Source organism: Lawsonibacter hominis (assembly GCF_014287895.1).
Taxonomy (GTDB): Bacteria; Bacillota; Clostridia; order Oscillospirales; family Oscillospiraceae; genus Lawsonibacter_A; species Lawsonibacter_A hominis.
The window spans coordinates 1-24716 of record NZ_JACOPP010000009.1; the positions used below are offsets into that span (position 1 = coordinate 1).

Annotated in this window: 26 protein-coding genes and 1 other annotated feature; of the genes, 22 read left to right on the plus strand and 4 right to left on the minus strand. The window is 59.0% G+C overall.

Going from position 1 to position 24716, the window contains the following annotated elements; genetic code table 11:
* Window positions 1-127: 127 nt before the first annotated feature.
* The 16 genes from H8S57_RS08080 (at window position 128) to H8S57_RS08150 (ending at window position 14035) form a co-directional block, all read left to right on the plus strand.
* Window positions 128-250, plus strand: a complete 123-nt coding sequence (locus H8S57_RS08080) for a rubredoxin-like domain-containing protein (protein WP_287880399.1) — start codon at window positions 128-130, stop codon at window positions 248-250.
* Between the two features lie 297 nt (window positions 251-547).
* Window positions 548-2245 carry an FAD-dependent oxidoreductase gene (locus H8S57_RS08085; RefSeq protein ID WP_186907580.1) on the plus strand — a complete coding sequence of 566 codons (1698 nt, stop codon included), beginning with the start codon at window positions 548-550 and terminating at the stop codon, window positions 2243-2245.
* 352 nt (window positions 2246-2597) lie between these two features.
* Window positions 2598-2837: a hypothetical protein gene (locus tag H8S57_RS08090; RefSeq protein WP_186907581.1), complete on the plus strand. Its 240-nt coding sequence runs from the start codon at window positions 2598-2600 to the stop codon at window positions 2835-2837.
* Window positions 2834-3373 carry a CarD family transcriptional regulator gene (locus H8S57_RS08095; RefSeq protein ID WP_186907582.1) on the plus strand — a complete coding sequence of 180 codons (540 nt, stop codon included), beginning with the start codon at window positions 2834-2836 and terminating at the stop codon, window positions 3371-3373. The genes H8S57_RS08090 and H8S57_RS08095 overlap by 4 nt, the downstream gene beginning before the upstream one ends.
* Window positions 3374-3523: 150 nt before the next feature.
* Window positions 3524-3742 (plus strand): helix-turn-helix domain-containing protein, encoded by a 219-nt coding sequence (locus H8S57_RS08100; RefSeq protein ID WP_186907583.1) that lies wholly within the window; start codon window positions 3524-3526, stop codon window positions 3740-3742.
* Window positions 3735-4016 (plus strand): hypothetical protein, encoded by a 282-nt coding sequence (locus H8S57_RS17310; protein WP_243204745.1) that lies wholly within the window; start codon window positions 3735-3737, stop codon window positions 4014-4016. Before H8S57_RS08100 ends, H8S57_RS17310 begins: the two co-directional genes overlap by 8 nt.
* A gap of 27 nt (window positions 4017-4043) precedes the next feature.
* The gene (locus H8S57_RS08105) at window positions 4044-6002 is read left to right on the plus strand and encodes a DNA internalization-related competence protein ComEC/Rec2 (protein ID WP_369807605.1); all 1959 of its coding nucleotides are present in this window, start codon (window positions 4044-4046) and stop codon (window positions 6000-6002) included.
* Between the two features lie 12 nt (window positions 6003-6014).
* On the plus strand, window positions 6015-7052 hold the full coding sequence (gene holA / locus H8S57_RS08110; RefSeq protein ID WP_186907584.1) for a DNA polymerase III subunit delta: 1038 nt from the start codon (window positions 6015-6017) through the stop codon (window positions 7050-7052).
* 3 nt (window positions 7053-7055) lie between these two features.
* Complete coding sequence (locus tag H8S57_RS08115) at window positions 7056-7676, plus strand: ribonuclease M5 (protein WP_186907585.1); 621 nt, start codon at window positions 7056-7058, stop codon at window positions 7674-7676.
* Window positions 7677-7726: 50 nt separating this feature from the next.
* A complete protein-coding gene (locus tag H8S57_RS08120) occupies window positions 7727-7855 on the plus strand; it encodes a helix-turn-helix transcriptional regulator (protein WP_186907586.1) in 129 nt (42 codons plus the stop codon).
* A 205-nt stretch (window positions 7856-8060) separates the two neighbouring features.
* Window positions 8061-8753: a response regulator transcription factor gene (locus H8S57_RS08125; RefSeq protein ID WP_186907587.1), complete on the plus strand. Its 693-nt coding sequence runs from the start codon at window positions 8061-8063 to the stop codon at window positions 8751-8753.
* Complete coding sequence (locus tag H8S57_RS08130) at window positions 8750-9781, plus strand: sensor histidine kinase (protein WP_186907588.1); 1032 nt, start codon at window positions 8750-8752, stop codon at window positions 9779-9781. The genes H8S57_RS08125 and H8S57_RS08130 overlap by 4 nt, the downstream gene beginning before the upstream one ends.
* A gap of 177 nt (window positions 9782-9958) precedes the next feature.
* Window positions 9959-10624, plus strand: a complete 666-nt coding sequence (locus H8S57_RS08135; protein ID WP_186907589.1) for an ABC transporter ATP-binding protein — start codon at window positions 9959-9961, stop codon at window positions 10622-10624.
* Window positions 10625-10638: 14 nt separating this feature from the next.
* A complete protein-coding gene (locus H8S57_RS08140) occupies window positions 10639-13011 on the plus strand; it encodes an ABC transporter permease (RefSeq protein ID WP_186907590.1) in 2373 nt (790 codons plus the stop codon).
* Between the two features lie 4 nt (window positions 13012-13015).
* Entirely contained in the window at window positions 13016-13336 is a 321-nt protein-coding gene (locus H8S57_RS08145; RefSeq protein WP_186907591.1) for a hypothetical protein, read from the plus strand.
* A gap of 156 nt (window positions 13337-13492) precedes the next feature.
* The gene (locus H8S57_RS08150) at window positions 13493-14035 is read left to right on the plus strand and encodes an NADH peroxidase (protein ID WP_186907592.1); all 543 of its coding nucleotides are present in this window, start codon (window positions 13493-13495) and stop codon (window positions 14033-14035) included.
* A 93-nt stretch (window positions 14036-14128) separates the two neighbouring features.
* On the opposite strand, the gene H8S57_RS08155 is transcribed toward H8S57_RS08150, so the two are convergent.
* The gene (locus H8S57_RS08155) at window positions 14129-14686 is read right to left on the minus strand and encodes a GNAT family N-acetyltransferase (protein ID WP_186907593.1); all 558 of its coding nucleotides are present in this window, start codon (window positions 14684-14686) and stop codon (window positions 14129-14131) included.
* The gene (locus H8S57_RS08160) at window positions 14683-15111 is read right to left on the minus strand and encodes a P1 family peptidase (protein ID WP_369807606.1); all 429 of its coding nucleotides are present in this window, start codon (window positions 15109-15111) and stop codon (window positions 14683-14685) included. The genes H8S57_RS08155 and H8S57_RS08160 overlap by 4 nt, the downstream gene beginning before the upstream one ends.
* Before the next feature lie 84 nt (window positions 15112-15195).
* Between H8S57_RS08160 and H8S57_RS08170 the strand changes: the two genes are divergently transcribed.
* Window positions 15196-15879, plus strand: coding sequence for a helix-turn-helix transcriptional regulator (locus tag H8S57_RS08170; protein ID WP_186907596.1), 684 nt, complete (start codon window positions 15196-15198; stop codon window positions 15877-15879).
* 160 nt (window positions 15880-16039) lie between these two features.
* Window positions 16040-18547 carry an ATP-dependent helicase gene (locus H8S57_RS08175; RefSeq protein WP_186907597.1) on the plus strand — a complete coding sequence of 836 codons (2508 nt, stop codon included), beginning with the start codon at window positions 16040-16042 and terminating at the stop codon, window positions 18545-18547.
* Between the two features lie 19 nt (window positions 18548-18566).
* On the opposite strand, the gene H8S57_RS08180 is transcribed toward H8S57_RS08175, so the two are convergent.
* The gene (locus H8S57_RS08180) at window positions 18567-19196 is read right to left on the minus strand and encodes an HAD family hydrolase (RefSeq protein WP_186907598.1); all 630 of its coding nucleotides are present in this window, start codon (window positions 19194-19196) and stop codon (window positions 18567-18569) included.
* 18 nt (window positions 19197-19214) lie between these two features.
* Window positions 19215-19808: a DNA-3-methyladenine glycosylase gene (locus H8S57_RS08185; RefSeq protein ID WP_352408294.1), complete on the minus strand. Its 594-nt coding sequence runs from the start codon at window positions 19806-19808 to the stop codon at window positions 19215-19217.
* 70 nt (window positions 19809-19878) lie between these two features.
* Between H8S57_RS08185 and H8S57_RS08190 the strand changes: the two genes are divergently transcribed.
* The 4 genes from H8S57_RS08190 (at window position 19879) to H8S57_RS08205 (ending at window position 24246) form a co-directional block, all read left to right on the plus strand.
* Window positions 19879-20781 carry a DMT family transporter gene (locus tag H8S57_RS08190; protein ID WP_186907599.1) on the plus strand — a complete coding sequence of 301 codons (903 nt, stop codon included), beginning with the start codon at window positions 19879-19881 and terminating at the stop codon, window positions 20779-20781.
* A gap of 35 nt (window positions 20782-20816) precedes the next feature.
* Window positions 20817-21064: a binding site (T-box leader), on the plus strand.
* A gap of 99 nt (window positions 21065-21163) precedes the next feature.
* The gene (locus H8S57_RS08195; protein WP_186907600.1) at window positions 21164-22252 is read left to right on the plus strand and encodes an ABC transporter substrate-binding protein; all 1089 of its coding nucleotides are present in this window, start codon (window positions 21164-21166) and stop codon (window positions 22250-22252) included.
* Window positions 22253-22515: 263 nt separating this feature from the next.
* On the plus strand, window positions 22516-23454 hold the full coding sequence (locus H8S57_RS08200) for an ABC transporter permease (protein ID WP_186907601.1): 939 nt from the start codon (window positions 22516-22518) through the stop codon (window positions 23452-23454).
* 3 nt (window positions 23455-23457) lie between these two features.
* Window positions 23458-24246 carry an ABC transporter ATP-binding protein gene (locus H8S57_RS08205; protein ID WP_186907602.1) on the plus strand — a complete coding sequence of 263 codons (789 nt, stop codon included), beginning with the start codon at window positions 23458-23460 and terminating at the stop codon, window positions 24244-24246.
* Window positions 24247-24716: the final 470 nt, after the last annotated feature.

Consider the following 24716-nt stretch of genomic DNA (forward strand, 5'->3'; position numbering starts at 1 on the left):
TGAAAGCCCAAGGAGGGATTGGTCAGCCAGTTGCTCCCCTTATTGTAGCTTAGGCAATGATATGGAAAAAGACACGGCTGGCTGCCGTGCCTTAACCCTAAACATATTATAATAGGAGGAAAGGAACATGGAAAAATGGAACTGCTCTGTCTGTGGTTACATCCACGAAGGCCCCCTGCCAGCCGATTTTGTCTGCCCCGTATGCAAACACCCGCAGAGCTACTTTGAGCCGCACAAAGAAAATTATTGATGGGGCGGGAACAGCGCCGCTGCCGGATGCCACGGACGGTATGACCGGCGTTCCGGAGCCCCCGGATTGGCTGCGGGGCAGGAGCGGAGACCCTCTGCTTCAAGTCCGCCGCGGTCCCCCGAAAAGCGGACGGTGAAGTTCGGTTTTCCGGGGAAATAACGTAAGATTACGGTACGGTTGGGCGCGGCCGGACCGGCGGTTTCCGCATTCCGCGGAACAAGCGGCCCGGGACGCGGGGCGGAAAGCGATCAATAAAATTCGGTGAGAAGGAAGCGTTGCCGAAGAAAGGAAACGAGAATGAAGGTTGTCATTGTTGGCGGGGTTGCCGGAGGAGCGACGGCCGCAGCCCGTATCCGCAGATTGGATGAGAACGCGCAGATCGTTGTTTTTGAGCGCTCTGGCTTCGTTTCCTATGCCAACTGCGGCCTGCCCTACTACATCGGCGGCGTCATAACGGACCCGGAGGAGCTGACGCTCCAGACGCCGGAGCGCTTTTGGCAGCGGTTCCGGGTCGACATGCGGGTACGGCATGAGGTGACCGCGCTGCATCCGCAGCGAAAGAGCGTTGCGGTGCGTGATCTGGAGACCGGAAGAGTTTTTGAAGAACGCTATGATAAGCTCCTCCTGTCGCCCGGGGCCCGCCCCACCCAGCCGGAGCTGCCCGGTGTGGGACTGGACAGGCTCTTTACGCTGCGGACCGTGGAGGACACTCTGCGCATCCGGGCGTTCGTGGAGCGGGAGAAGCCCCGCTCCGCAGTCCTGGCGGGCGGCGGATATATCGGCCTGGAGCTGGCGGAAAACCTGCGCGGGCTTGGAATGGACGTGACCATCGTTCAGCGGCCCCAGCAGCTGCTCAACCCCCTGGACTATGATATGGCGGCCTTTGTCCACGCCAAGATGCGGCAGGAGGGCGTTAAGCTGATGCTGGGCCATTCCGTCGCGGGATTCGAGGCGGATCGTAACGGCGTGAAGGTACTGCTCAAGGGAGAAGCGGCGCTGAAGGCCGATCTGGTGATCTTGGCCATCGGCGTTACTCCGGATACCCGCATTGCCAAGGAAGCGGGCCTGGAGCTGGGCGTCAAGGACAGCATCGTGGTGAACGACCGGATGGAGACCTCTGAGCCGGACATCTATGCCGTGGGCGACGCGGTAGAGGTTAAGCACTGCGTCACCGGGGAACAGACGCTGATCTCCCTGGCGGGCCCGGCCAACAAGCAGGGACGCATCGCCGCGGACAATATCTGCGGCGGGCACAGCGTTTACGGCGGCTCCCAGGGCTCCTCGGTCATCAAGGTGTTCGATATGACGGTGGCCACCACCGGCATCAACGAGCGCACGGCGAAAAAGGCCGGGATCGACTGCGATAAGATCTATCTCTCCCCGGCCAGCCACGCCGCGTACTATCCGGGCGGCAGACTCATGACCATGAAGGTGGTTTTTGAGAAAGGAAGCTGCAGGCTGCTGGGCGCGCAGATCGTGGGCTATGAGGGGGTGGATAAGCGGATCGACGTGCTGGCGTCCGCTCTGTATGCCGGGCTGAATGGGGTGCAGCTGAAGGAGCTGGATCTTGCTTACGCGCCGCCCTATTCCTCGGCAAAGGACCCGGTGAACATGGCCGGCTTTATGATCGAAAACATTGCGCAGGGAAACGTCAAACAGTTCCACTGGGAGGAAGCGGACGCGCTCCCCCGGGACGGTTCGGCACTCCTGCTGGACGCCCGGACGCCGGCGGAATATGCCCGTGGGCACCTGGAGGGGTTCCGCAATCTCCCATTGGACGAGCTGCGGGAGCATCTGGAGGAGCTGGAGCGGGACAAGCCGGTCTATGTGGTCTGCCAAAGCGGCCTGCGAAGCTATCTGGCCTGCCGCATCTTGGCTCAGCACGGTGTGGACTGCTGCCACCTCGCCGGCGGCTACCGGCTTTATGAGGTGATCGCCAAAGAGCGCTGCGCCGCAGAGTGCGCATTCCCCTGCGGCATGGAAGGGAATCATTGAGGAAGGAACACACCCGGGGCGTGCCCCGGGTGTGTTCCGGTTTATGGTTGGGACCCGCCGGTATGCGTCCCATCGCCGGGGCGCTTGCCCCCTGAGCAGCGCCGGCCAGCACGCCGGCGAAAGGACGGCTTTGCCAAGGCCCTTGCCCGGGCAGGGCGGGGGGACTGCGGCACAAGCGGACGGAAAGCGGCGGAACGGACGGGCCTAAAATGCGGATATGGGTAAAATAAACAACTTTTGGGCGAGATATTGCTGGACAAAGTGCACGAAAATGAAATTTTCGAAGATTTTTGTTTGCAAGGACATTTTTTAAAATGCTAAGATAAAGAAAACCAAAAGGGAGGTGTCCTGCATGAAGCGAATCAAATATGCCTGCCTGGCGCAGACGATCCATTTTGCCCTGAAGGACGATGTCAGCCATGAGGAGGCGGTGAACCTGGTCAAACGGGAGGCGGAGGCCTACAGGCAGGGGCTGGATCGCCGCAAGATCCGATATAGGGTAGAGGAGGAGCTCACCCAGCCTGACGGGTCCATCCTGCTCAGGCTGCGCCGGCAATATAACGCCTATCCCTGCGGGGATTATCTGGCATGAGTACAACGGCGCCCTATCCCGTCGGCGCGCTTATCGTCTACGGCGGCAGCGGCGTGTGCAGGGTCATTGGAGTGGGGGTGCCGGAAGGGCAGAGCAAAACGTATTATACCCTTGCGCCCCTGTACGGCACAGAGGTCATTTACGCGCCGGTGGACACCAGGGTATTTCTGCGCCCAGTGCTTACCAAGGAGGAGGCGGACGACCTGATCCGCTCCATGCCTTCTATCCGGGCGGAACGGGTGGAAACAGGCAATTTGCAGCTGCGTTCCCGCCAGTATCAGGCATCCTTCCAAAGTCACGATGCCGCCGACTTGGTCAAACTCATAAAGACCATTCATTGGAGAGACGCGGCAGCCCGGGAGAGCGGAAAGCGCCCCGGGAAGCTGGAAGAAAAGTACCGCAAGCGTGCGGAGGAGCTGCTCTACGGCGAGCTGTCGGCAGCATTGGGGATCTCCCGGGAAACCGTGCCCCAATATATCCGGGGGATGCTGAAGGAAGGAAAGAGCGGGGCGGGCAAAGCGGAGGCGGCGTCTTGAGGATGCCGCCTCTCTTTCGTGCGCTCAGACCGGGGGATCTGCCGTACCGGATTGCAGAACAGGGTGAAATGAGGTATAATTACATTCAAATGGTAGCAGAACGACGAAGGGATGCTACAATTTAGTAGCATTTCTTTGAGGTGTTGCCTTATGCATTTTGGACGGCTGGAGGATCTGCGGGTCGACCACGACAAGACCCAAATCGAAATCGCCCAATATCTGAATCTGAATCGGGAAGTCTACCGCCGCTATGAGAAGGGCATCCGGGAGATCCCAGTGTGGGCCCTGCTCAAACTGGCCGACTTCTATCAGACCAGCACCGACTATATCCTGGGGCGCACGGACCATCCCTCGCCGCCCCATGCGTAAGCTGTGTGCCTTCGCCGGGCCCTTTTCGGCGGCGGTCTTTGCGGCGTTGTTTCTCCTCCCGGAGCGTTTCTGGCTCCCAGTGGGGCTTTGCTGCGGGCTGGGGGCGCTGGCGGGGATGTTTTTCCGGGGGGACGGACGGCTGCGCTGCATTCTGACCGCCCTGGGCCTGTCGGCGGGACTGCTCTGGCTGTGCGCCTATACCGCCCTGTTTCACACGGGGGCCGAAGCCCTGGCGGGAAGCGAGGAGACGGTGGAAGCGGTGGCAGCGGACTAGCCCCGGGAAACTGCCTACGGCTGCTCAGTGGCGGTGCGGGTCTGCCCGGAGGAGGGCGGAAGCGTCAAGACCCAGCTCTACCTGGCTGCCGGGAAGGACGGGAGCCTTCCCGCGCTGCGTCCCGGAGACCGGCTGACCTTCTCCGGCCGCTTCCGGCTGGCGGATACCGTGGCCGGGGAGGAGAGCGAGTACTACCACGCCAGAGGGATCACCCTCATCGCCTATGCCGACGGCGGGGCGACCGCCGTAATCCGGCCGGAACGGATCCCGCCCCGGTACTGGCCCGCCTGGATCGCCAAGGCCCTGAAGGACAGCGTCCGGCGCTGTTTTCCGGACAGCGCCGCGCCTCTGGCCGCCGCCCTGATCACCGGCGACCGTTCCGGCCTGCCGGGGGCGCTGTACTCCGCGCTGCGCCGTTCCGGCATTGCCCATGTGGTGGCGGTCTCGGGATTGCACGTATCCGTCCTGTCCGGGCTGCTTGCCGTCCTGCTGGGGCGGCGCAGGCACTCCGCTGTGGCGGGGATTCTTTTGGTCTTCTTTTTTGCGGCGGTGGCCGGAGACAGCCCCTCGGTGCTGCGGGCGGCCTTTATGCAGTCTATGCTGCTGCTGGCCCCTCTGCTGGGCCGGGAGAACGACACGCCTACGTCGCTGTGTGCCATTTTGCTGCTGCTGTTGGTGCACAACCCCTACGCCGCGGCCAGCGTATCCCTGCAGCTGTCCTTCGCCGCCGTGGCGGGCATCTGCCTGTTTACCGGCAGGCTCTGGGAGCGTTGGGACGGGAAGCTTCCGCGGAAGGGACTGGGGGGCAAGGCGCTGCGCTTTGCCGCGGCCAGCCTGGCCACCACCCTGGGCGCCGTCGTGTTCACTACGCCGCTCTCGGCGTACTACTTCGGCTCGCTCTCTTTGATCGCCCCTGTGACCAATCTGCTTACCCTCTGGGCGGTATCCGGCGCGTTTTTGGGTGCCCTGGCCGTGGCGCTTTTGGGGCTGCTGTTTCCCGCGGCGGCGGCGCTGGCGGCCTGGGCGGCGGCGCTGCCGGTCTGGTATCTTCAGAAGATGGCCGAACTGCTCTCCAGACTCCCCTTCGCGTCGGTGGGGACCGACTCGATCTACCTGCGGCTGTGGCTGCTGCTGGGATACGCCCTGCTGCTGCTCTGGCTGTTCTGGCGGGGGGAACAAAAGCGGATGCTGCTGCCGGTGGGCGCAGGCGGGCTCTGCCTGTGCGCGGCGCTGCTGCTTACCGCAGCCTCCCGTACCTCCGGCCGCCTGAGCGTCTCGGTGCTGGACGTGGGGCAGGGGCAGAGCGTGGTCCTCTACTCCCAGGGGCGCTGTGCGCTGGTGGACTGCGGCGGCAGCGGCCTCAGCGATCCCGGCGACACGGCGGCGGACTACCTGCAATCCCTGGGGACGGCCCGGCTGGACCTGCTGGTGCTCACCCACTATCACACGGACCATGCCTGCGGCGTGCCCCAGCTGCTGGAGCGGCTGGAGGTGGAGCGCCTGCTCCTGCCCGACGTGGAGCCGGAGGAGCCTTTGCGCCGGGAGATCGAAGCGGCGGCGCAGGCGCACGGGGTGGAGCTTGTCTATCTCACACAGGACGCCCATGTCACCCTGGGCGGAGCGTCCCTGCGTGTCTACGCGCCGCTGGGCGACGGGGGCGCCAACGAGGAGGGATTGTCCGTGCTGTGTACGGCGGGGGCGTTCGACGCCCTCATCACCGGCGATATGAACGCCGCGGTGGAGCGCCGCCTGATCAAATACGGGGCGCTGCCCGATCTTGAGCTACTGGTGGCGGGACACCACGGCTCCAAATACGCCACCTCGGAGGAGCTGCTGCTGGCCACGACGCCGGAGCGCGCGGTCCTCTCCGTGGGATACAATACGTATGGCCATCCGGCGGACGAGACGCTGGAGCGCCTGGCCGCCGCCGGGTGTGAGATCTACCGCACCGACTGGATGGGAACGGTGCGCATTACCGCAGAGTAAGGAGAAAATGATATGCCGCCAAGAGGAAAGCCGGATAAGGCCGCCTATCAAAAGCTGAAAAAGGACCTGAAGGAGGGGACGCTGGGCTCCCTTTACGTCTTCCATGGGGAGGAGGTCTATCTCCGGGATTATTACCTGGGAGAGATGAAGCAGAAGCTTTTGCCGCCGGGAATGGAGGAGTTCAATCTTCATACGCTCAGCGGAAAGGAATTTGACGTGAAGGTTCTGGAGCAGCTGGTGGACTGCCTGCCCATGATGAGCCGGCGCACCCTGATCGTGGTCAGCGACTACGATCTTTACAAGGGGGACAAGGAAGCGCTGGCCGCCCTGCTGAGCGATCTGCCGGAGTATGTCTGCCTGGTCTTCGTCTACGACCTGATCGAATACAAGGCCGACGCCCGCACCAAGCTGGCGGGCGTGCTGAAGGAAAAGGGCAGCGTGGTAGGCTTCCAGCGGCAGGAGCAGGGGGATCTGATCGACTGGATCTCCCGCCGCTTCCGGGCCCTGGAGCATGACATCAGCACCGAGGACGCCAAGTATCTCCTGTTCCTGTGCGGGGATCTGATGAATACCCTGATCTCCGAGATCGGAAAGGTGGGCGCTTACGCCAGGGGGCGGCGGGTCACCCGGGCGGATATCGACGCGGTGGCTACCCCACAGCTGGACGCGGTGGTCTTTCAGATGACCGACGCCATCGCTGCGGGGAACTTCGACAAGGCCGCCTCGGTACTGGGAGACCTGCTGCACCTGCAGGAGGCGCCGATCAAACTGCTGGCGGTGCTGGGCCGGCAGCTGCGGCAGCTCTATTCCGCCCGGCTGGCCATCGAGGAGAAGAAGGGGGCCAGTTACCTGATGGAGCTGTGGGGCATGCGCTCGGCTTATCCGGCGGAAAAGCTGATGCAGTCGGCCCGGCGCTTCTCCCTGCCCTGGTGCCGCCGGGCGGTGATCCGCTGCGGAGAGACCGATCTGGCCATGAAATCCACCGGCGCCGATGGGGAGGAGCTGCTGATCTCCCTGCTGATGGAGCTGGCGGTCAAAAAAGGAGCGTAGCCGGTGCTGAAGATCAAAGAGGCCATCGTGGTGGAGGGCCGGTATGATAAGAATACCTTGTCCCAGCTGGTGGACGGCGTGATTTTGGAGACGTCGGGCTTCGGCATTTTCAAGGATGAGGAGCGTCTGGCGCTGCTGCGCCGGCTGGCCGGGCAGCGGGGGATCATCGTGCTCACCGACTCGGACGGCGCGGGGTTCGTCATCCGCAATTTTTTGAAAGGCGCGCTCCCGGCCGGGCAGGTCAAGCACGCGTATATCCCCGACCAGTACGGCAAGGAACGCCGCAAACGCGCACCGGGGAAGGCGGGCAAGCTCGGGGTGGAGGGCATGCGTCCCGAGGTGCTGGAGCGGGCCCTGCGCCGGGCGGGCGCCACCGTTTTGGAGGAAGGGAAGGGGGAGGCGCGGAGGCAGCCTCGACGGGAGATCACCAAGGCCGATCTGTTCGCTCTGGGGCTCTCCGGCGCGCCGGGGGCGACCCAGCGGCGGCAGGCGCTGCTGCGGTCGCTTGCGCTGCCGGAACATCTGAGCGCCAACGCCTTGCTGCCGGTGCTCAACGCGCTGTATTCTTACGAGGAATTCGCATCCGCAACCGCCGGTTGCGAATCTTCCGGCCACGCTTGGTAGCGTGCAACCGGACGCTTTGGTACGCTGGATCCGGAAAGAAGGGCGATGCAATGTCGTTGGGAGAACGCATACAGTCCTGCCGCAAAAGGAGCGGCCGATCACAGGAACAGCTGGCCGAGCATCTGGGCGTATCCCGCCAGGCGGTGTCCAAGTGGGAACGCGGAGTTTCCCATAGTTAAAGACACCACACCGGATAGAACAACACCACGCTTATACATTATTCGCTATAATAAAACGCAAGGGCAGCAACTGCTGTCCGTTTGCCTTTACGAATTTGCGGTAAGCAGAGAAAAAATGTGTAATCAGGGATATATTTTGTCCGCTGTAACGTTTCGCGGACATTTGCCTGTTATGCTATCTGCAAAAAGCAAAGGAAGTGAGGATATGAAGCAGATTTTAATTGTCGAGGACGACAGTTTTTTGAATAAGATGTTGGCCTATAACCTGACCGCAGACGGCTACGGCGTGACTTCTGCCCTAAATGCCAGAACCGCAGCCGAAGCCATCCGCCAGCGGGAATTTAATCTGGTGCTGCTGGACATCAACCTGCCGGACGGGAACGGTTTTGAGTTGTGCAAGCTGATAAAGCCCCGGCACCCGGACACCATTGTGATTTTCCTGACCGCCAACGATCAGGAGAGCGATCAGATACGGGGCTATGAGGTGGGCGCGGTGGACTACATCACAAAGCCTTTTGTGATCGGGGCCTTGCAGCGGAAAATCAAAGCTATGTTTGCCATGCTGGAACGCCACAAACCGGCCAAGGACATTTACAACGACGGGCGGCTGTTTCTGGACTTCTCGGAGCAGACGGCTTCCTTAAATGGCAAGCCCCTGACCCTATCCCCGATGGAATACAAAATGATGAACCTGTTCCGTAAAAATCCCCGGCAAGTGCTGACCCGTGGGCAGCTTTTGGAAAAGCTGTGGGATATAGACGAGAAGTTTGTGGACGAACACACCCTGACCACCTCCATCAGCCGGATTCGCAGCAAGATCGAATCCGACGGCGGAGTGCCCTACATCAAGACCGTCTACGGCATGGGCTATCAATGGACGGGAGGCGAGGCAAAATGAAGTTTAAGAACCTCTCGGTAAAGCGGCTGTTTGGCCGGGTGGCACTGGGGCTTGTCCTCTCCATGTCCGGGATCACCATAGCCCTGTTTCTTGTGACAAAACAGACGGCGGTGCTGTTGACTGGCGGAGCGCTGCTGCTGTGCGCCCTTGTGGGGATTTTTGTACTGACGCAGGCGTTTGGAAAGCGGCTGTCGCAGTTCACCGCTGATCTGTGCCAGACCTTAGACCACATGATCGCCGGGAATGAAGCGCCCCAGCGCCCAGAGGACAGCGAAACCCAGCTTGCCAGAATCGGACACCGGCTGGCAAGGCTTTATCAGATCATGCAGGAAAACCGCCGCCGGGTGGATGAGGAACGGCAGGAATTACAGACCCTTGTATCGGATATTTCCCATCAGGTGAAAACGCCGGTAAGCAATCTGAAAATGGCGACGGACACCCTGCTGGAAAAGCCCATGACCGAGGCGGAGCGCACCGACTTTATCCGGGGAATCCGCAGCCAGACGGATAAGCTGGACTTTCTCTTTCAGGCCCTTGTGAAAACCTCCCGTTTGGAAACGGGCGTGATCCAGTTGGATAAGAAACCGGGCCGCCTCTTTGATACCGTGGCGCAGGCCATGAGTGGGATCGTGTATGCAGCGGAGAAAAAGGAAATCGCCGTGTCCGTGGACTGCCCGGAGGATTTGACCGTTTTCCATGACAGCAAGTGGACATCCGAAGCCCTCTTTAACCTGCTGGACAATGCGGTGAAGTACACCCCGGCAGGCGGGAAAATCGCTGTGTCGGTGGTGCTGCGGGAAATGTATGTGGAGATCAAAGTGACCGACACCGGCAAGGGCATTTCCGAGAGCAACCAGGCCGCCATCTTCCGGCGTTTCTATCGTGAGGAAGAAGTCCACGAACAGCAGGGCGTGGGCATTGGCCTGTATCTGGCCCGCGAGATCGTAACGCGGCAGGGCGGCTATATCAAAGTGGTTTCGGAGCCGGGCAAGGGTTCGGAATTTTCCATTATGCTGCCTATAAAATAGAACGCGGCGGACGGCCATTTCCGGCTGCCCGCCGTAATTTTTTTTGAAATGTCCGAGCGTTGTAACATTTCACCCCGATTTTCAATGAAATTTTTTGGCCGCTGTAACATTTCGCGGACATTTGGGTTTTACAATACCCTTATCAACAGGCAGAAAGCCTTGAAAGGAGTTTTGAGTATGAGCATTTTACAGACCATCGACCTGAAAAAGTATTACGGCACAGAGCCAAACATTACCCGCGCCCTTGACGGCGTGAACTTCGACCTGGAGGACGGCGAGTTTGTGGCCGTTGTGGGAACCTCCGGCAGCGGCAAGTCCACCCTGCTTCACATGATGGGCGGGCTGGACACCCCTACTTCCGGTAATGTCATTGTTCGAGACAAAGAACTGTCGAAAATGAACGACGAACAGCTCACCATCTTCCGCCGCCGCAATATCGGCTTTATCTTCCAGAACTACAACCTTGTTCCCATCCTGAATGTGTATGAGAACATCGTCCTGCCGGTGGAGCTGGACGGGGACACGGTGGATCAGAAGTTTTTGGACGAGATCGTTCACCTGCTGGGGCTGGAAGATAAACTGAAAAATATGCCGAACAATCTTTCCGGCGGCCAACAGCAGCGTGTGGCGATTGCCCGCGCCCTGATTACCAAACCGGCTATCGTGCTGGCCGACGAGCCGACCGGCAACCTTGACAGCAAGACCAGCGCCGAGGTGCTGGGGCTTATCAAGCGCACCAGTGCGGAGTTCCGGCAAACTGTTGTAATGATTACCCACAACAACGACATCGCCCGCCTTGCAGATCGGATCGTCCGCATTGAGGACGGCAAGATTGTGGAGTAAGGAGGTGGCAGACTATGACATGGCCTTTTGAGAATGATACCAGTGCGATTACAAAGAAGCTGGCAAACAGAAGCATTAAAGCAGATAAGCGAAGAAACATCTTTATTATTGTAACGATTGCTTTTGCTGCTTGTCTTATGACCGTTCTTGCGCTCTATACATTCGGAAAATCACATGAATTGAAAACATTTTTACAGGGGCGCTACCAAGCGGCAGTTATTGATGTGGATTTGGAAACAATCAATGATTTAAGGCAAGATTCTAACATTGAAATGGTAGGAACAGAGGCTTTAGTTGACAGTTTCCGTGTTGATGATTATACATTGAATGTTAATTTTCGGGACAGCAATAATCTATATTTGTATTCCACAGAATTTGTTGGGAACTTACCTGATAAGGAAAATGAAGTTGCAGTTTCGGAAGCCTATTTGAAACATATTGGCCGCCCTGTTGAATTGAATCAGGAAATCGAATTGCCGTTGCAAAATGGGGAAAATGCAAATTTCACTGTATGCGGTCTTTTACATGACGATGGTGCAAATAGGCGGTATCAAGTATTAGTATCTGATTCTTTTCTGCAATCGTATTTTCAAGATCACATCCCTTATAATGCTACACTACGGATAATGGGAAGCGGATCATTCAAAGAGGACGAATTGAAAGATTTGATTAAATCCTGTTTGACCCCTTATGGAATCAGAGAAGAACAGATCGCTTATAGTTCGTCTTATTTTGATAGTGTTGATAATTCAAGTCGAGATATGCTGGGGGTAGCGGCAATTAGTATTCTAATTGTGATTGCCTGTTCCACCGTCATATACAGTCTATTTTATATTTCAGTCGTTGGGAAAGTCAAAGAATATGGCCGTTTAAGGGTAATTGGCATGACCCAAAAACAGATTAAACGCATGGTAAAAAGAGAAAGCTGGCAATTATCCCGTACTTCAATTCCATTAGGGATCGTGGTTGGCTGCTTAATAGGATATGTGCTTGTACCCAAAGGCTGGAATTGGCTAAACACATTGGCGATTATCGTTATTATCTCTATATTGACTGAATTATCGGTTGTTCTATCAATTCGCAAGCCGATTAAAATTGCAGCAAGTATTTCTCCCATTGAAGCTGTACGCATATCAACGACAACTGATAACGAAAAGGTAAACACCAAAAAATTAAGGAGAAAACTAACTCCTGAAAATTTAGCTAAAATCGGTTTTATGCGAAACCACAAAAAAGTGATTTTGACTTTAATATCATTGGGATTTTCAGGAATTTTACTGATGAGTGCAGCAACATTTCTGGCTTCTATTGATGAAGAAGATATGGCCCGTCAGTCATTTGGTGATAAGGAATTTTTGATTACACTTTCCGATGAATATAGTGGCAATTCCTTGAAAGATAATCCGCTGGACGATAGCATGATGAATCTTTTGACAGATTCTCCATACATCACAGAGGTTAAATCTATAAAGGGATGTTCCGCAGACATTTTACTTCCAGATAAAAAAGAACCGTCCTCGTTCCGTGAAATTATAGGATTGTCGGACGATGAATTTTCCAGCTTATCGAATAACCTGCTATCAGAGGAAATAAGCTACCAAGAACTTGTCGAGAAAAATGGTATCTTAATTGACGACACAGCCGGTATGCTAAAGTCATGGGAAGATTATAGTGTTGCTTTAGGAGATGTGGTAACAATAGTATCTGCTTCTGGAAAGAAAATCGAATTAGCTGTCATCGGAACTATTGATATGAGCGATACGGACTACAACGGAACATATTTCTTTGTCCCGGAAAATGTACTATCCGAGATATATCCAGAGAAGAAGAATTTTAATACTGAATTTGTTATAAATGCAGATGTGAACCAACTTTCTGCGGCAGAAAATGTTGTCTTAAATGCAATCGGTGACAATCCTGATATTCAATTTAATAGCTTTGATGATGCACTATCTTCCATAAAAATGCACATGACAGGGTATCAGATTCCGATCTACGGGTTAATTGTTTTTATTGCAATTTTCGGTATTATCAACCTTTGCAATACCTTGATGACGAACCTTATATCCAGACAACAAGAATTTGGAGTATTGCAATCTATCGGTCTGTCAAACAAGCAATTATATAAGATGTTGAGAATGGAATGTCTGTACTATGTGTTCGGTACAATGGCGATAACATTTGTTTTCGGCACAGCGGCAGGTTATATTCTATGCCAGATATTTAATCAAGTTGGAGTGTTTGGAAAATTGCATTATACTTTCCCGTTCTTGCAAGTGCTTCTATTTTTTGCGGTTCTCGTAGTAATTGCATTGATATATTCGACTTTAGCCATTCGCTATTGCCATAAGCAATCACTTGTAGACCGCATTAAGGCGATGGAATAACCGTATGGGATTGGCGGGGCGGCGTGTGCTGCCCCGCTTTTTCCGCCATTTCTCAAAGGAATTTTTGAAATGTCCGAGCTTTGTAACAATTCAGCCTGTTTTTTATCAAAACCAGGTTGCCCCGGACACTTGTGTAACATTTATACTGTATGATAAAGGTAGATCAGATAATAAATATCTGCCCGGCGGCGAACGCTCCGTTCCACAACCTCTTTTTTCACTTTTTATTTTTTCCTCCATGCTTTCCGGCCTGCCGGGACACCAACCAGACAGGCCGCTTTACGCCCCCCTGACGGCCGGAGCAAACGCTCCGGCCGCCGTTTGACCTCATAAAAATTTTTCCAGGAATTCGAAAAAAACACTTGACGAACAGAGTGGCCTGTGGTATCTTATAAACAGAAATGATAATCATTACTGATTATCAGATTCAAAAATGATTTGTAATATGTAGAATAAGAAAATTTGTAGGAGGTAACGTATTATGAAAAAGTGGGTTTGCTCTGTCTGCGGTTACGTACATGAAGGCGACACCCCCCCTGATTTCTGCCCGATCTGCAAGGCTCCCAAGGAGAAGTTCATCCTTCAGGGCGGCGATCGTTCCTGGGCTGCCGAGCATGTGGTCGGCGTAGCCAAGGGCGCGCCCGAAGAGATCCTCCAGGGCCTGCGTGAGAATTTCCAGGGCGAGTGCTCCGAGGTCGGTATGTACCTGGCCATGGCCCGTGTGGCCCATCGCGAGGGCTATCCCGAGATCGGCCTGTACTGGGAGAAGGCCGCCTATGAGGAGGCCGAGCACGCCGCCAAGTTTGCAGAGCTGCTGGGCGAGGTGGTCACCGATTCCACCAAGAAGAACCTGGAGATGCGTGTGGACGCCGAGAACGGCGCCACCGAGGGCAAGTTCCAGCTGGCGAAGAAGGCCAAGGAGCTCAACCTGGACGCCATTCACGACACCGTCCACGAGATGGCCCGCGACGAGGCCCGCCACGGCAAGGCTTTTGAGGGCCTGCTGAAGCGTTACTTCGGCTGATTTGACCTGGAGATGAGGGTGGAGCGTAAGCTCCGCCCTCATTTCTTTGTACCAATAGAGCGGAGGGACGGAAAATCCGCCCCTCCGCTGCCGTTAAAGCGCATCCTCGTTCAGACGTACCATGTGAATATGATCTTCCCAGACGCCGTTGATGTTCAGGTAACGCCGGGAGAGGCCCTCCCGGACGAAGCCCGCCTTTTCGGCCGCCCGCAGGGAGGCCGGGTTCCTGGGCATGATGTTGGCCTCCACCCGGTGCAGGCCCAGATTGCGGAAGGCCCAGGCCGTGGCATACCGGATGGCCTCGGAGCCATAGCCGCGGTTCCAGAGGGTGCGGTCGATCTTATAGGAGAGAAAACAGGATTGGAAGGCGCCCCGGACGATTTCGTTGAACCCGAGCATCCCAACGACCTTGCCGGGGTGGCGGGGCTGGACCAGCAGGAAGCGGTACGCCCGGTCACACTCCGCCCAGGAGCGCTCCAGCTCCAGACGCGCCCGCTGTCCCGGCTCAGTGAAGAATTCCTCTTCCGGGACAGGATCAAAGGGGGCGAAGGCAGCGCGGTTGCGGCGGTAAAAGGCGGCCGCCGGTGCGGACAGGGACGGCTCCACCGCCCGGAAGCCCAGGCGGGGCGAGCGAAATACATAAGAATTCATCTGCGTTCCTCCGGCGTCCAGAGATCGGTGAGCGCGGTAACGGTGTTCCCCTGCCAGCCGACGGTGGTATGGGCGGTGAGGAGACTGTTGAGCACCGCTTCCTCGGCGCATTCGGCGGCGGGCAGCTTGTGGACGAAGGGATTTTCCGGGCAGGGGAGCAGGATGGTCACTCCGGTCTTGTGTTCCGGCGTGTCCACGGTGCAGTGGCCCACCGTCACGCCGGGCACGTCGGTGATTTTATTTCGTGGCCTGCGGGGAGCCGCCCTATGGTCAGCCCCCAGTCGCGGGCGCGCTTGCGCGTCATGACGTCGCCTCCTAAACATGGCGTTGGCTATGCTTATCAGCCGCAGAACGGCTTGGTTTCTCCGCGACATTATAGCACAGCGGCTTAGAAAGAGGAATAGAAATAAAAATCTTGTTTTCATAAAAGGAAAAGGTGGCGCCGCAACAAATCATTGCTTGACCGTTTGCGGCGGTCTGTGCGATGATATCCACGAGGTGATCGATTCATGTCAATTCATAATAACCTTCGCCAACTGCGTCTGTACAGCGGCATGACACAGGAACAGGCGGCAGGAAAGCTGGGCGTTGCCCGTCAGACCTTATCCAGCTACGAATCAGGGCGGACCAGGCCGGATATTGATATGCTTGTACGTCTGTGCGATATATATGAAACGGATTTGGACGGAATGATATACGGGCAAAATCGCACGCTGAAAGCGGTGCAGCGAGTGAAAAAGACGGCTGTGCTGATTTTGATCCTGCTGATCGGGCTGACGCTGGTCAGTTCGTCCTTGCTTTGGAGCGCCAATCACTTTTTCCCGGTTGCAGAAGGGTGGCTGACGTCGGCGGAGCAAGCGGTGTTCGAATCCCATCGCCGGTTGACCGGGGCGTGGGAAGCCGCCGATAAAACCATCCTGGCGCTCTCCCTTTTGGGGTTTGCCGCCTTGCTGATGTTTATGCTGACCGGAAAGTGTGTCGTGCCCTTGAAGCAAAAAATACTATATATGATGGTTTTAGCGGCCGGAATTCTGCTGGCTCCTCTGCCCTTTGCCGTCACAGACGCCGTGTTTTTGAAAATAGATTATTATATGACGCCAACCTATGTCATTGGCCGTATGCTGCTCTTTTTTGGAGTTGGCCTGATCATAGAACTGGTGCGGAAACGGAAAAGGCGTGTTTCCGGAGCATGAAGCAGGAAGCGCGTCTTTCGGCGCGGCTGTTTTCGGGGCCAAACGGAAAAGATTCCTGCCGGGTGGTTGACCTTGTCCCCGCTTTCGGATAAAATAAGGATACACGAAAAGAGCCGTCCACGGGTTGGGCGGCTCCTGCATTGCTTGAAGGAGCGTATCCATGCTGACAAGAGAAGAAGAACTGCGCTTTTGCAAAGCGCGCCGGGCAGCCATCGAACTGGATTTCCAGAACCTGAATCCGGAGCAGCGCCGCGCCGCGCTGTGTACCGAGGGGCCGCTGCTGCTGCTGGCGGGCGCGGGAAGCGGCAAGACCACGGTGCTCATCCACCGCATCGCAAACCTGATGAAATACGGCCGCGGGTCGGATTCGGACGAGGTGCCCGCCTGGGTGCAGCGGGCCGACCTGGACGTTCTGGAGCAGTACGTGCGCGCCCCGCGTCCGGAGCAGAAGCAGGAGCAGGAGCGGCTGTGCCGCCTGGACCCCGCGGTCCCCTGGTCCATCATCGCCATTACCTTTACCAACAAGGCGGCCGGAGAACTGAAGGAGCGGCTGGAGCGCCTGCTGGGCCCGCAGGCCAACGACATTTGGGCCAGTACGTTCCACTCGGCCTGTGTGCGCATCCTCCGGCGGGACATCGAGCGTCTGGGCTTCCGGAGCGGCTTTACCATCTACGACAGCGCCGACTCCGAGCGTGTGGTGAAGGATATCCTCAAGGAGTTCGGCCTGGACGACAAGACCTTCCCGCCCAAGTCTGTTCTGGGCTATATCTCCCGCGCCAAGGACGCCATGAAGCTGGGCGCGGACTACCTCCGGGAATGCGAAAAGAGCGGGGATTTCCGTCTGGTGAAGATCGCCAGGATCTATGCGGAGTACGAACGGCGGCTGCGGGACGCCAACGCCCTGGACTTTGACGATATCATTCTCCATACCGTGCGGTTGCTGAAGCAGTTTGACGACGTGCGGGCCTATTATCAGAAAAAGTTCCGCTATGTGCTCATCGATGAATACCAGGACACCAATCACCTCCAGTACCAGCTGGCCTCCGCGCTGGCGGGGGGGTATGAGAACATCTGTGTGGTGGGAGACGACGACCAGTCCATCTACCGCTTCCGGGGCGCTACCATCGAGAATATCCTCTCCTTCGAACATCAGTACAAGGGGGCGCGGGTCATCCGCCTGGAGCAGAATTACCGCTCCACAAAAAATATCCTGGAGGCGTCCAACGCCGTCATCCGCAATAACCAGGGCCGGAAGGGAAAGGAGCTGTGGACCGAGCACGGCGCGGGCGATAAGGTGATGTGCTATACCGCCATGAACGAGCACGACGAGGCCCAGTACGTGGCGGCTCAGATCCTGACAGGCTTCTCCGGCGGGCGGGCGTGGAAGGATCACGCGGTGCTCTACCGGATGAACGCCCAGTCCAACCAGCTGGAGCAGGCCTTCAAGCGCAACGGGATCCCTTACCGCATCATCGGGGGCATCCGCTTTTTCGACCGGGCGGAGGTCAAGGACATGCTGGCCTACCTGTGCGTGGTCAATAACCCGGACGACGATCTGCGCCTGGGGCGCATCATCAACAATCCGCCCCGGGGGATCGGCGCCACTACGGTGGAGCGGGCCCAGACCATCGCACAGCAGGAGGGGCGCTCCCTGTGGCAGGTGGTCAGCCGCCCCGGGGATTATCCCGAACTGCAGAAGGCGGCGGCCAAGCTGGCCCAGTTTGCCGAGCTGATCGGGGCGCTGCGGCGGCGCTGCGCCGAGCTCCCGCTGCCCGATTTTTACGAAGAACTGGCGGCGCGTACCGGCTACGCGGCGATGCTGGAGCAGAAGAATACGATAGAGGACCGCACCCGCCTGGAAAACGTCCACGAGGTGCTCTCCTCCATCCAGAATTACCTGGAGAATACCCAGGAGGAACCTTCCCTGGCGGGCTTTTTGGACGAGATCGCCCTTTACACCGACTTGGACAGCCACGACGCCGGCGAGGACTGCGTGGTGATGATGACCATGCACTCGGCCAAGGGACTGGAGTTCCCAGTGGTCTTTGTGGTGGGCGTGGAAGAGGGCATCTTCCCCGGTATCCGGGCCATCGGGGAGGCGGAGGAGATGGAGGAGGAGCGGCGCCTGTGCTACGTGGCCATGACGCGGGCCAAGGAAAAGCTGTACATGACCTGTGCCAGCCAGCGCATGCTCTTCGGGCGCACCAACGCCAACCGGCCTTCCCGCTTTTTGGGGGAGATCCCGCCGGAATACCTGGAGCGCTCCGGCCGGAGCCTTTACGGCGGGCACAGGGAAGAGGAGCAGGGCGGCGGACAGACCCCCGAGCGGGAGCAGCGCGCCTTCCAGCGGCCCGCCCGCGTCCGGCGGACCTATGACCGGGGCTATTCGATGGGCAGCCCGTATGGCGGCAGCTCCGGCGGCGGGGCGGCGGAACGCTCCGCGCCGGACTGGAAGAGCCCGGCGGCGGGTGCGGCCGCGCCGAAGGCGGCCCTGCCCGGGTTTCGGAAAGGGGATACGGTGTTCCATCGCGCCTTCGGCAAGGGGCTGGTCACCGGCCTGACCCCCATGGGGGGCGACGCCCTCATCGAGATCGCCTTCGACAGCGTGGGCACCAAAAAGCTCATGCTGAAGTCTGCCGCCCAGTACATGAGCCGGGACGAGGGATAACGCCCCGGCAGGGGAGAACTCACCCGAGCAACTCGGTAAAGCTTTTGAGATACCCGTCGCAGCTGCGCCGCAGCTGCTGTTCGTAGGACGCGTAAAAGGGGTCGTATACCGCTACCACGGTCAGGCCCGCGGCCTTCGCGGCGGCGCAGGCGGCGGGGGAGTCTTCGTAGAGGGTGCACTCGGACGCCTGGACCCCCAGCCGCTCCAGAGCCATACGGAATGCCCGGGGGTCCCGTTTTTCCACCCCAAGCTCCTCCACATAGACCACCGCGCGGAAGTATCCGGTCAATCCATGCCGCTCCAGGGCGGCTTGACAGAAGCGCGGAACGCAGGCGGTGACCAGGGCCATGTCCTCGCCGCGTCCGGCGCAACGCTCCAAAAATCCCGCAGCGCCGGGCTTCATGGGGATCTGGTGGGCGTAGGCCTGCCAGCCAAGCTCCAGCCATTCCGCCATGATGGCCTGGGGGGTCAGGTCCAGATGATAGAAATCCTTCGTGATCTGCGCGGCGATGGGGAAAATTGAGTGGCCCATCTGCTCACTGTATTCCCGGGTGGGAGAGAGCCCGCGGCGGGCGAGGAAGGCCCGGTCGATCTCTTCCCATACGCCGTTGGAATCCACCAGGGTGCCGTCAAAATCAAATAAACGCATAGCCGCCTCCTGTATGGCTCAGATCCAAAAGCGCCAGGGGAACTCCACCGCCTCCTGGGCGTAGTCGATCCCGATGCGCGGTCCCGTATGGCAATCAGGCGCCGGTTCGCCGGCGTCCCAGAGGAACAGCTCGTCGCCGGTCAGGTCCAGCCCGTTCTGCGCCCGGGTGAGCCCCAGCGCCTGGCAGACTTTTCCCGGACCGTTGAGAAACTGCCTGCGCTGATAGGCGTTCAGTTCGTCCTGGGGCTTGCCGTACCGCATCCGGGCCAGGGCGTCTCCGTCCCCTGCGCACTCCAGGCCCCGCAGCAGCACCGCGCAGGGCTCCCCCTCGGGCTCGGTGACGAAGTTGAGACAGTGGTACATGCCGTAGATCAAATAGAGATAGGCGGTGCCCGGCTGGGCGAACAGAGTCTCGGTGCGCCGGGTGCGCTTGTAGCCGTAGGCATGGCAGGCTTTGTCGATGCGGCCCACGTAAGCCTCGGTCTCCACGATGCGGCCGCAGAGGACCATCCCGTCCAGCCGCCGTACCAGATACTTGCCCAAAAGGTCACGGGCCACGTCCAGCGTGTCCCGATTATAAAATTCCCGCGTCAATTTTGGCAATGCAGCCACCTCCTGTGAAACCTGTCGTAATGCGTGCGACAGTATCGTAACACAACTGCGGTAAAGGAGACAAGAAGCGATGAACGAATCCGTACTGAAAAAACTGGCAAAGCCCATGCTGATCCTGGCTCCGATCATTTGGGGCAGCTCCTTTGTGGTGATGAAGCACTCTCTGGACAGCTTCACCCCCTTCTATCTGCTGGCCTTCCGCTTTACCGCCGCGGCCATCGTGCTGGGCCTGGTATTCTGGAAATCCTGGAAGGTCATGGACCGGCAGTATTTCAAGGCGGGCGCCATTATCGGCACGTTCCTGTTTCTGGCCTATGCCTTTCAGACGTTTGGACTGGACCGCACCACTTCCGGCAAAAACGCCTTCCTTACCGCGGTATACTGCGTGATCGTACCCTTCCTGTACTGGCTCATTGCCCGCAAGCGGCCGGACAGATACAATATCCTGGCGGCGGTGGTGTGCATCGTTGGGATCGGGCTGGTCTCCCTCTCCAATGACGGCGGCGCCCTGAGCATCAACCTGGGGGACGTGCTTACCCTGATCGGCGGCTTCTTCTTCGCGGCCCATATCGTAGCGGTGAACAAATACGCGGAGGGCCGGGACATTTTTCTCATCACCACCCTCCAGTTCGCCTTTTTCGGCGCCTGGAGCTGGGTGGGGGCTCTGGCCGTTCGGGAGCCATTCCCCGCGGCGGTCTCCGGCGGCGCCCTGTTCGGTATGTTCTACCTGGTGATCTTCTCCTCCTGCGGGGCCCTTCTGTTCCAGAACATCGGGCAGAAGTACACCGCGCCCGCCACCGCGGCCGTGCTTTTGTCCCTGGAAGCGCCCTTCGGCGTACTGTGCTCCATCCTGGTGGGGGAGGAAGCGCTGAACGCCCTGATGGTGCTGGGCTTCGTGCTGATCTTTTTCGCCGTCATCTGCTCGGAGACGAAATTCGCCTTCCTGCGCAAAAAAAGGGTTGACAAAGTCTGAACAGGTGCGTATAATGCGTTATAACAATTGAACCACGCAAACCTGTGAGGAAGAGAAGTAACCGGCGATTCCGATGCAAAGAGAGCCCCGGAGGGTGAGATCGGGGCCTGAGGAGACCGGCGAATGGACTTCTGAGGGCGGCTTGAACGGGCGACCAAGTAGATGCCGACGGGATCCCACCCGTTACCCATCGGGCACGCATGATGGTGCGTGAAGCGAGCGGACGTTTTTAACGTCAATTTGGGTGGTATCGCAGGAGCGTTCAAACGCTTTTGTCCCAGCAATGGGGCAAAAGCGTTTTTTTGCGCTTCAGCCCCGGCACCCCCGGCAAGGGGCCGGCTCCATCTGCCGCCTGGATTTTACTTTATTGGAGGAAACGAACATGAAACTGCACACTGGAACCAAACTCGTCTCCCTGGCCGCCGCTGCGGCCCTGACCCTGTCTCTGGCCGCCTGTTCCGGCCCCGCCGCCTCTCCCACGCCCGCCGGAGGCGATACTCCCCCCACCGGAGAGCCCGCCGCCGTCTACAAGGTGGGCATCTGCAACTACGTGGACGACGCCTCCCTGAACCAGATCGTGGAGAACATCCGGGACCGGCTGGCCGCTATCGGAGAAGAGAAGGGCGTGCGCTTTGAGGTCTCCTATGACAACTGCAACGCCGACTCCAACGTAATGAACCAGATCATTGCCAACTTCATTGCCGACGATGTGGACCTGATGGTGGGCGTGGCCACCCCGGTGGCCATGGCCATGCAGGCCGCGACCGAGGATAACCGGATCCCCGTGGTCTTCTCCGCCGTGTCCGACCCGGTGAGCGCCGGCGTCGTGGAGAGCCTGGAGGCCCCCGGCGCCAACCTGACCGGCACCTCTGATTACCTGGATACAAACTCCATCATGAATCTGATCCTGGCCGCCGACCCCGAGGCATCCAAGATCGGCCTGCTGTACGACCAGGGCCAGGATTCCTCCGCCACGCCCATCGCCCACGCCAAGGAGTTCCTGGAGGCCAATCATATCGATTACGTGGAGCGTACCGGCACGACCACCGACGAGGTGATGCTGGCCGCCCAGGCCCTGGTGGCCGACGGGGTGGACGCCGTTTTTACACCCACCGACAATACCATTATGACCGCCGAGCTGTCCATCTATGAGACCTTTATCGAAGCGGGGATCCCCCATTATACCGGCGCCGACTCCTTTGCCCTGAACGGAGCGTTCCTGGGCTATGGTGTGGACTATGCCAATCTGGGCGTGGAGACCGCTAATATGGCCGCCGGCATCCTGCTGGACGGCAGCGACCCGGCTTCCACCCCGGTCATGACCTTCGATAACGGCACCGCGACCGTCAATACCGATACCTGCGCGGCGCTGGGGCTGGATTTCGATGCCGTAGAGGCTGCCTTCGCGCCTCTGTGCACCAAGGTCGCCACCATCACCACGGCCGAGAGCTTCGGCGAACTGGCCCAATAATCCGGCTTGTCGAAAAACCCTCCCGCAGGAGCGCCCGGCAGAAGTATGCCCTCCTCCCCGCGCTGCGCGCCGGAAATGACGCTTCTCGTGAACGGTATGCCGGCCATTTCGCAAGAGCGCAGGGGGAAGCGTTCGTGCAGCCTTCCGGAAGAAGCGGCGCAGCGCTTTTCCACCGTCTCAATCATCATCCCGATTCCATACGCAGACACCGGGGGATCGCGTGAAGCGGTCCCCGCGGCGTGTCTTAAGGAGGCTTGTCCGATATGGACCTGACGACCGTCCTCTCCCTGGGCCAGACCGCCCTGGAGCTTGGGCTGATCTGCTCGCTGACCGTACTGGCGCTGTTTTTGAGCTATTCCATGCTCAATGTGTGCGACCTGTCCACCGACGGGTGTTTTACCCTGGGGGCTGCGGTCGGGGCCGCGGTGGCCCTCTCCGGTCACCCCTTCCTGGCGCTGGCCGCGGCCATGGCGGCGGGGGTGTGCTCCGGCTTCATTACCGCTCTGCTCCAGACCCGGCTGGGGGTGGACAGCCTGTTGGCCGGCATCATCGTCAATACCGCGCTCTATTCCATCAATATCGCGGTCATGAGCGGCGCCTCCCTGCTGAACATGAACAAGGCGGAGACGGTCTTCACCCTGGTCAAAGATCGGCTGGAGGGCACCCCCCTGGCGGGGCAGTATAAGCTTGTGGTGGCCCTGGCCGCAGTGGCGCTGGCGCTGGCGGTGCTGACGCTGTTCCTGAATACGAAGCTGGGGCTTGCCATCCGGGCCACCGGCAACAACCCGGACATGGTGCGGGCCTCCTCCATCAATCCCATCTTCACCACTACCGTGGGCCTGTGCGTGGCAAACGCCTTTACCGGCCTGTCCGGCTGCCTGCTGGCCCAGTCTCAGAAGTCGGCGGAGATCAACATCGGCACGGGTATGGTGACCATTGCCCTGGCCTCCCTGCTCATCGGCCGCACCATCCTGGGCAGGGGGAGCATCCTCAGCCGGGCCGTGGGGGTGGTGCTGGGCTCCTTCCTGTTCCGGCTGGTATACACCGTGGCCCTGCGCTTCAACATGCCGGCCTTCATGCTCAAGCTGGTGTCCTCGGTCATCGTGGTGCTGGCCATCTCCGGGCCCTATCTGAAGCGCCGATGGCCCATGATCCGCCGCCGCCTGTCCCACCGCAGCGGCACGGCGAAGGGAGGGCGGTAAGCCATGCTGACCATTTCCAACATCTCAAAGACCTTTAACCCAGGCACTGTCAACGAAAAGCAGGCGCTGACCGGGCTGTCCCTCCACCTGGAGCGGGGGGATTTCGTCACCATCATCGGCTCCAACGGCGCGGGCAAGTCCACGCTGTTCAACGCAATCTCAGGCAGCTTCCTCACCGACTCCGGCTCCATTCTGCTTGCCGGGCGGGACATTACCTTCCAGCCGGAGTATCGGCGGGCCAAGCGCATCGGCCGCCTGTTCCAGGACCCTCTGCGGGGCACCGCCCCCGGTATGACCATCGAAGAGAACCTGGCCCTGGCTGCGGGAAGCGGCGGCTGGTTTTCCCGGGTGAGCCGGGCGGAAAAGACCCGCTTCCGGGACCGGCTGGCCCTGCTGGACATGGGCCTGGAGGACCGGATGCGCCAGCCGGTTGGCCTGCTCTCCGGCGGACAGCGGCAGGCGCTGACCCTGCTGATGGCCACCATGGTGCCCCCCAAGCTGCTGCTGCTGGACGAACACACCGCCGCCCTGGACCCCGGCGCGGCGGAAAAGGTACTGGGGCTTACCCGGGACATCGTGGCCGAGCATAAGCTGACCACCATGATGATCACCCACAATATGCAGCAGGCCCTGTCCCTGGGCAACCGCACTCTGATGATGGATTCCGGCCGCATCGTGCTGGATGTGTCCGGCGAAGAGCGCTCGGGCCTCACCGTCAGCGGCCTGCTGGAGCGCTTCAAGGCGGGCGTGGGGAAGGGACTGGACAACGACCGCATCCTGCTGTCCGGCTGACGCGCACCGGCAGGCCGCCCAGCGGCCTGCCGGTGCGCGCTGTGTCTGTTCGAAGAACCATTGGAGCTTCATGGCCTTTCCGCCGGGGCCCGGCCGGACGGGCAGGGATCCGGCGTATTTGCAGCCCCTTTCCGCATGGGCGCGGCTGATCGCCGCGTGCCCCGCCAGCTCTGCGGCGGCGGCCTTCGCCGGCGTATCCAGGGTGTAATGGCGCCGCAGCCGCTTCAGGTTTCGGGCCAGAATACGGCGCAAAGGAATACCCCCTTTTGGATAGGATACGGCCGGGAGAGCGCCCGGTCAGCCAACCGGAACGGGTATCCCGCGTTAGATCTGGTTACAGCTGATCACGGCGCGCCCGGCTTTTCAAGGCGGCGCTTGACACCATCGCACCCGCGTGATAATATACTAAAGCATAGGAAACGACCGCGAGGAACGGAAAGAGTAACCCGGCAAAGACCCGCCAGAGAGGG

Bases quoted from the DNA above. Each gene is read 5' to 3' on its own strand.
- H8S57_RS08120 (WP_186907586.1), top strand. From the start codon at position 7,727: ATGTCGTTGGGAGAACGCATACAGTCCTGCCGCAAAAGGAGCGGCCGA.
- H8S57_RS17310 (WP_243204745.1), top strand. From the start codon at position 3,735: ATGCGTAAGCTGTGTGCCTTCGCCGGGCCCTTTTCGGCGGCGGTCTTT.
- H8S57_RS08205 (WP_186907602.1), top strand. From the start codon at position 23,458: ATGCTGACCATTTCCAACATCTCAAAGACCTTTAACCCAGGCACTGTC.
- H8S57_RS08145 (WP_186907591.1), top strand. From the start codon at position 13,016: ATGGGATTGGCGGGGCGGCGTGTGCTGCCCCGCTTTTTCCGCCATTTC.
- H8S57_RS08080 (WP_287880399.1), top strand. From the start codon at position 128: ATGGAAAAATGGAACTGCTCTGTCTGTGGTTACATCCACGAAGGCCCC.
- H8S57_RS08130 (WP_186907588.1), top strand. From the start codon at position 8,750: ATGAAGTTTAAGAACCTCTCGGTAAAGCGGCTGTTTGGCCGGGTGGCA.
- H8S57_RS08175 (WP_186907597.1), top strand. From the start codon at position 16,040: ATGCTGACAAGAGAAGAAGAACTGCGCTTTTGCAAAGCGCGCCGGGCA.
- H8S57_RS08195 (WP_186907600.1), top strand. From the start codon at position 21,164: ATGAAACTGCACACTGGAACCAAACTCGTCTCCCTGGCCGCCGCTGCG.
- H8S57_RS08190 (WP_186907599.1), top strand. From the start codon at position 19,879: ATGAACGAATCCGTACTGAAAAAACTGGCAAAGCCCATGCTGATCCTG.
- H8S57_RS08160 (WP_369807606.1), bottom strand. From the start codon at position 15,111: ATGAAAACAAGATTTTTATTTCTATTCCTCTTTCTAAGCCGCTGTGCT.
- H8S57_RS08135 (WP_186907589.1), top strand. From the start codon at position 9,959: ATGAGCATTTTACAGACCATCGACCTGAAAAAGTATTACGGCACAGAG.
- holA (WP_186907584.1), top strand. From the start codon at position 6,015: ATGCCGCCAAGAGGAAAGCCGGATAAGGCCGCCTATCAAAAGCTGAAA.
- H8S57_RS08155 (WP_186907593.1), bottom strand. From the start codon at position 14,686: ATGAATTCTTATGTATTTCGCTCGCCCCGCCTGGGCTTCCGGGCGGTG.
- H8S57_RS08090 (WP_186907581.1), top strand. From the start codon at position 2,598: ATGAAGCGAATCAAATATGCCTGCCTGGCGCAGACGATCCATTTTGCC.
- H8S57_RS08200 (WP_186907601.1), top strand. From the start codon at position 22,516: ATGGACCTGACGACCGTCCTCTCCCTGGGCCAGACCGCCCTGGAGCTT.
- H8S57_RS08095 (WP_186907582.1), top strand. From the start codon at position 2,834: ATGAGTACAACGGCGCCCTATCCCGTCGGCGCGCTTATCGTCTACGGC.
- H8S57_RS08125 (WP_186907587.1), top strand. From the start codon at position 8,061: ATGAAGCAGATTTTAATTGTCGAGGACGACAGTTTTTTGAATAAGATG.
- H8S57_RS08170 (WP_186907596.1), top strand. From the start codon at position 15,196: ATGTCAATTCATAATAACCTTCGCCAACTGCGTCTGTACAGCGGCATG.
- H8S57_RS08150 (WP_186907592.1), top strand. From the start codon at position 13,493: ATGAAAAAGTGGGTTTGCTCTGTCTGCGGTTACGTACATGAAGGCGAC.
- H8S57_RS08180 (WP_186907598.1), bottom strand. From the start codon at position 19,196: ATGCGTTTATTTGATTTTGACGGCACCCTGGTGGATTCCAACGGCGTA.
- H8S57_RS08085 (WP_186907580.1), top strand. From the start codon at position 548: ATGAAGGTTGTCATTGTTGGCGGGGTTGCCGGAGGAGCGACGGCCGCA.
- H8S57_RS08140 (WP_186907590.1), top strand. From the start codon at position 10,639: ATGACATGGCCTTTTGAGAATGATACCAGTGCGATTACAAAGAAGCTG.
- H8S57_RS08100 (WP_186907583.1), top strand. From the start codon at position 3,524: ATGCATTTTGGACGGCTGGAGGATCTGCGGGTCGACCACGACAAGACC.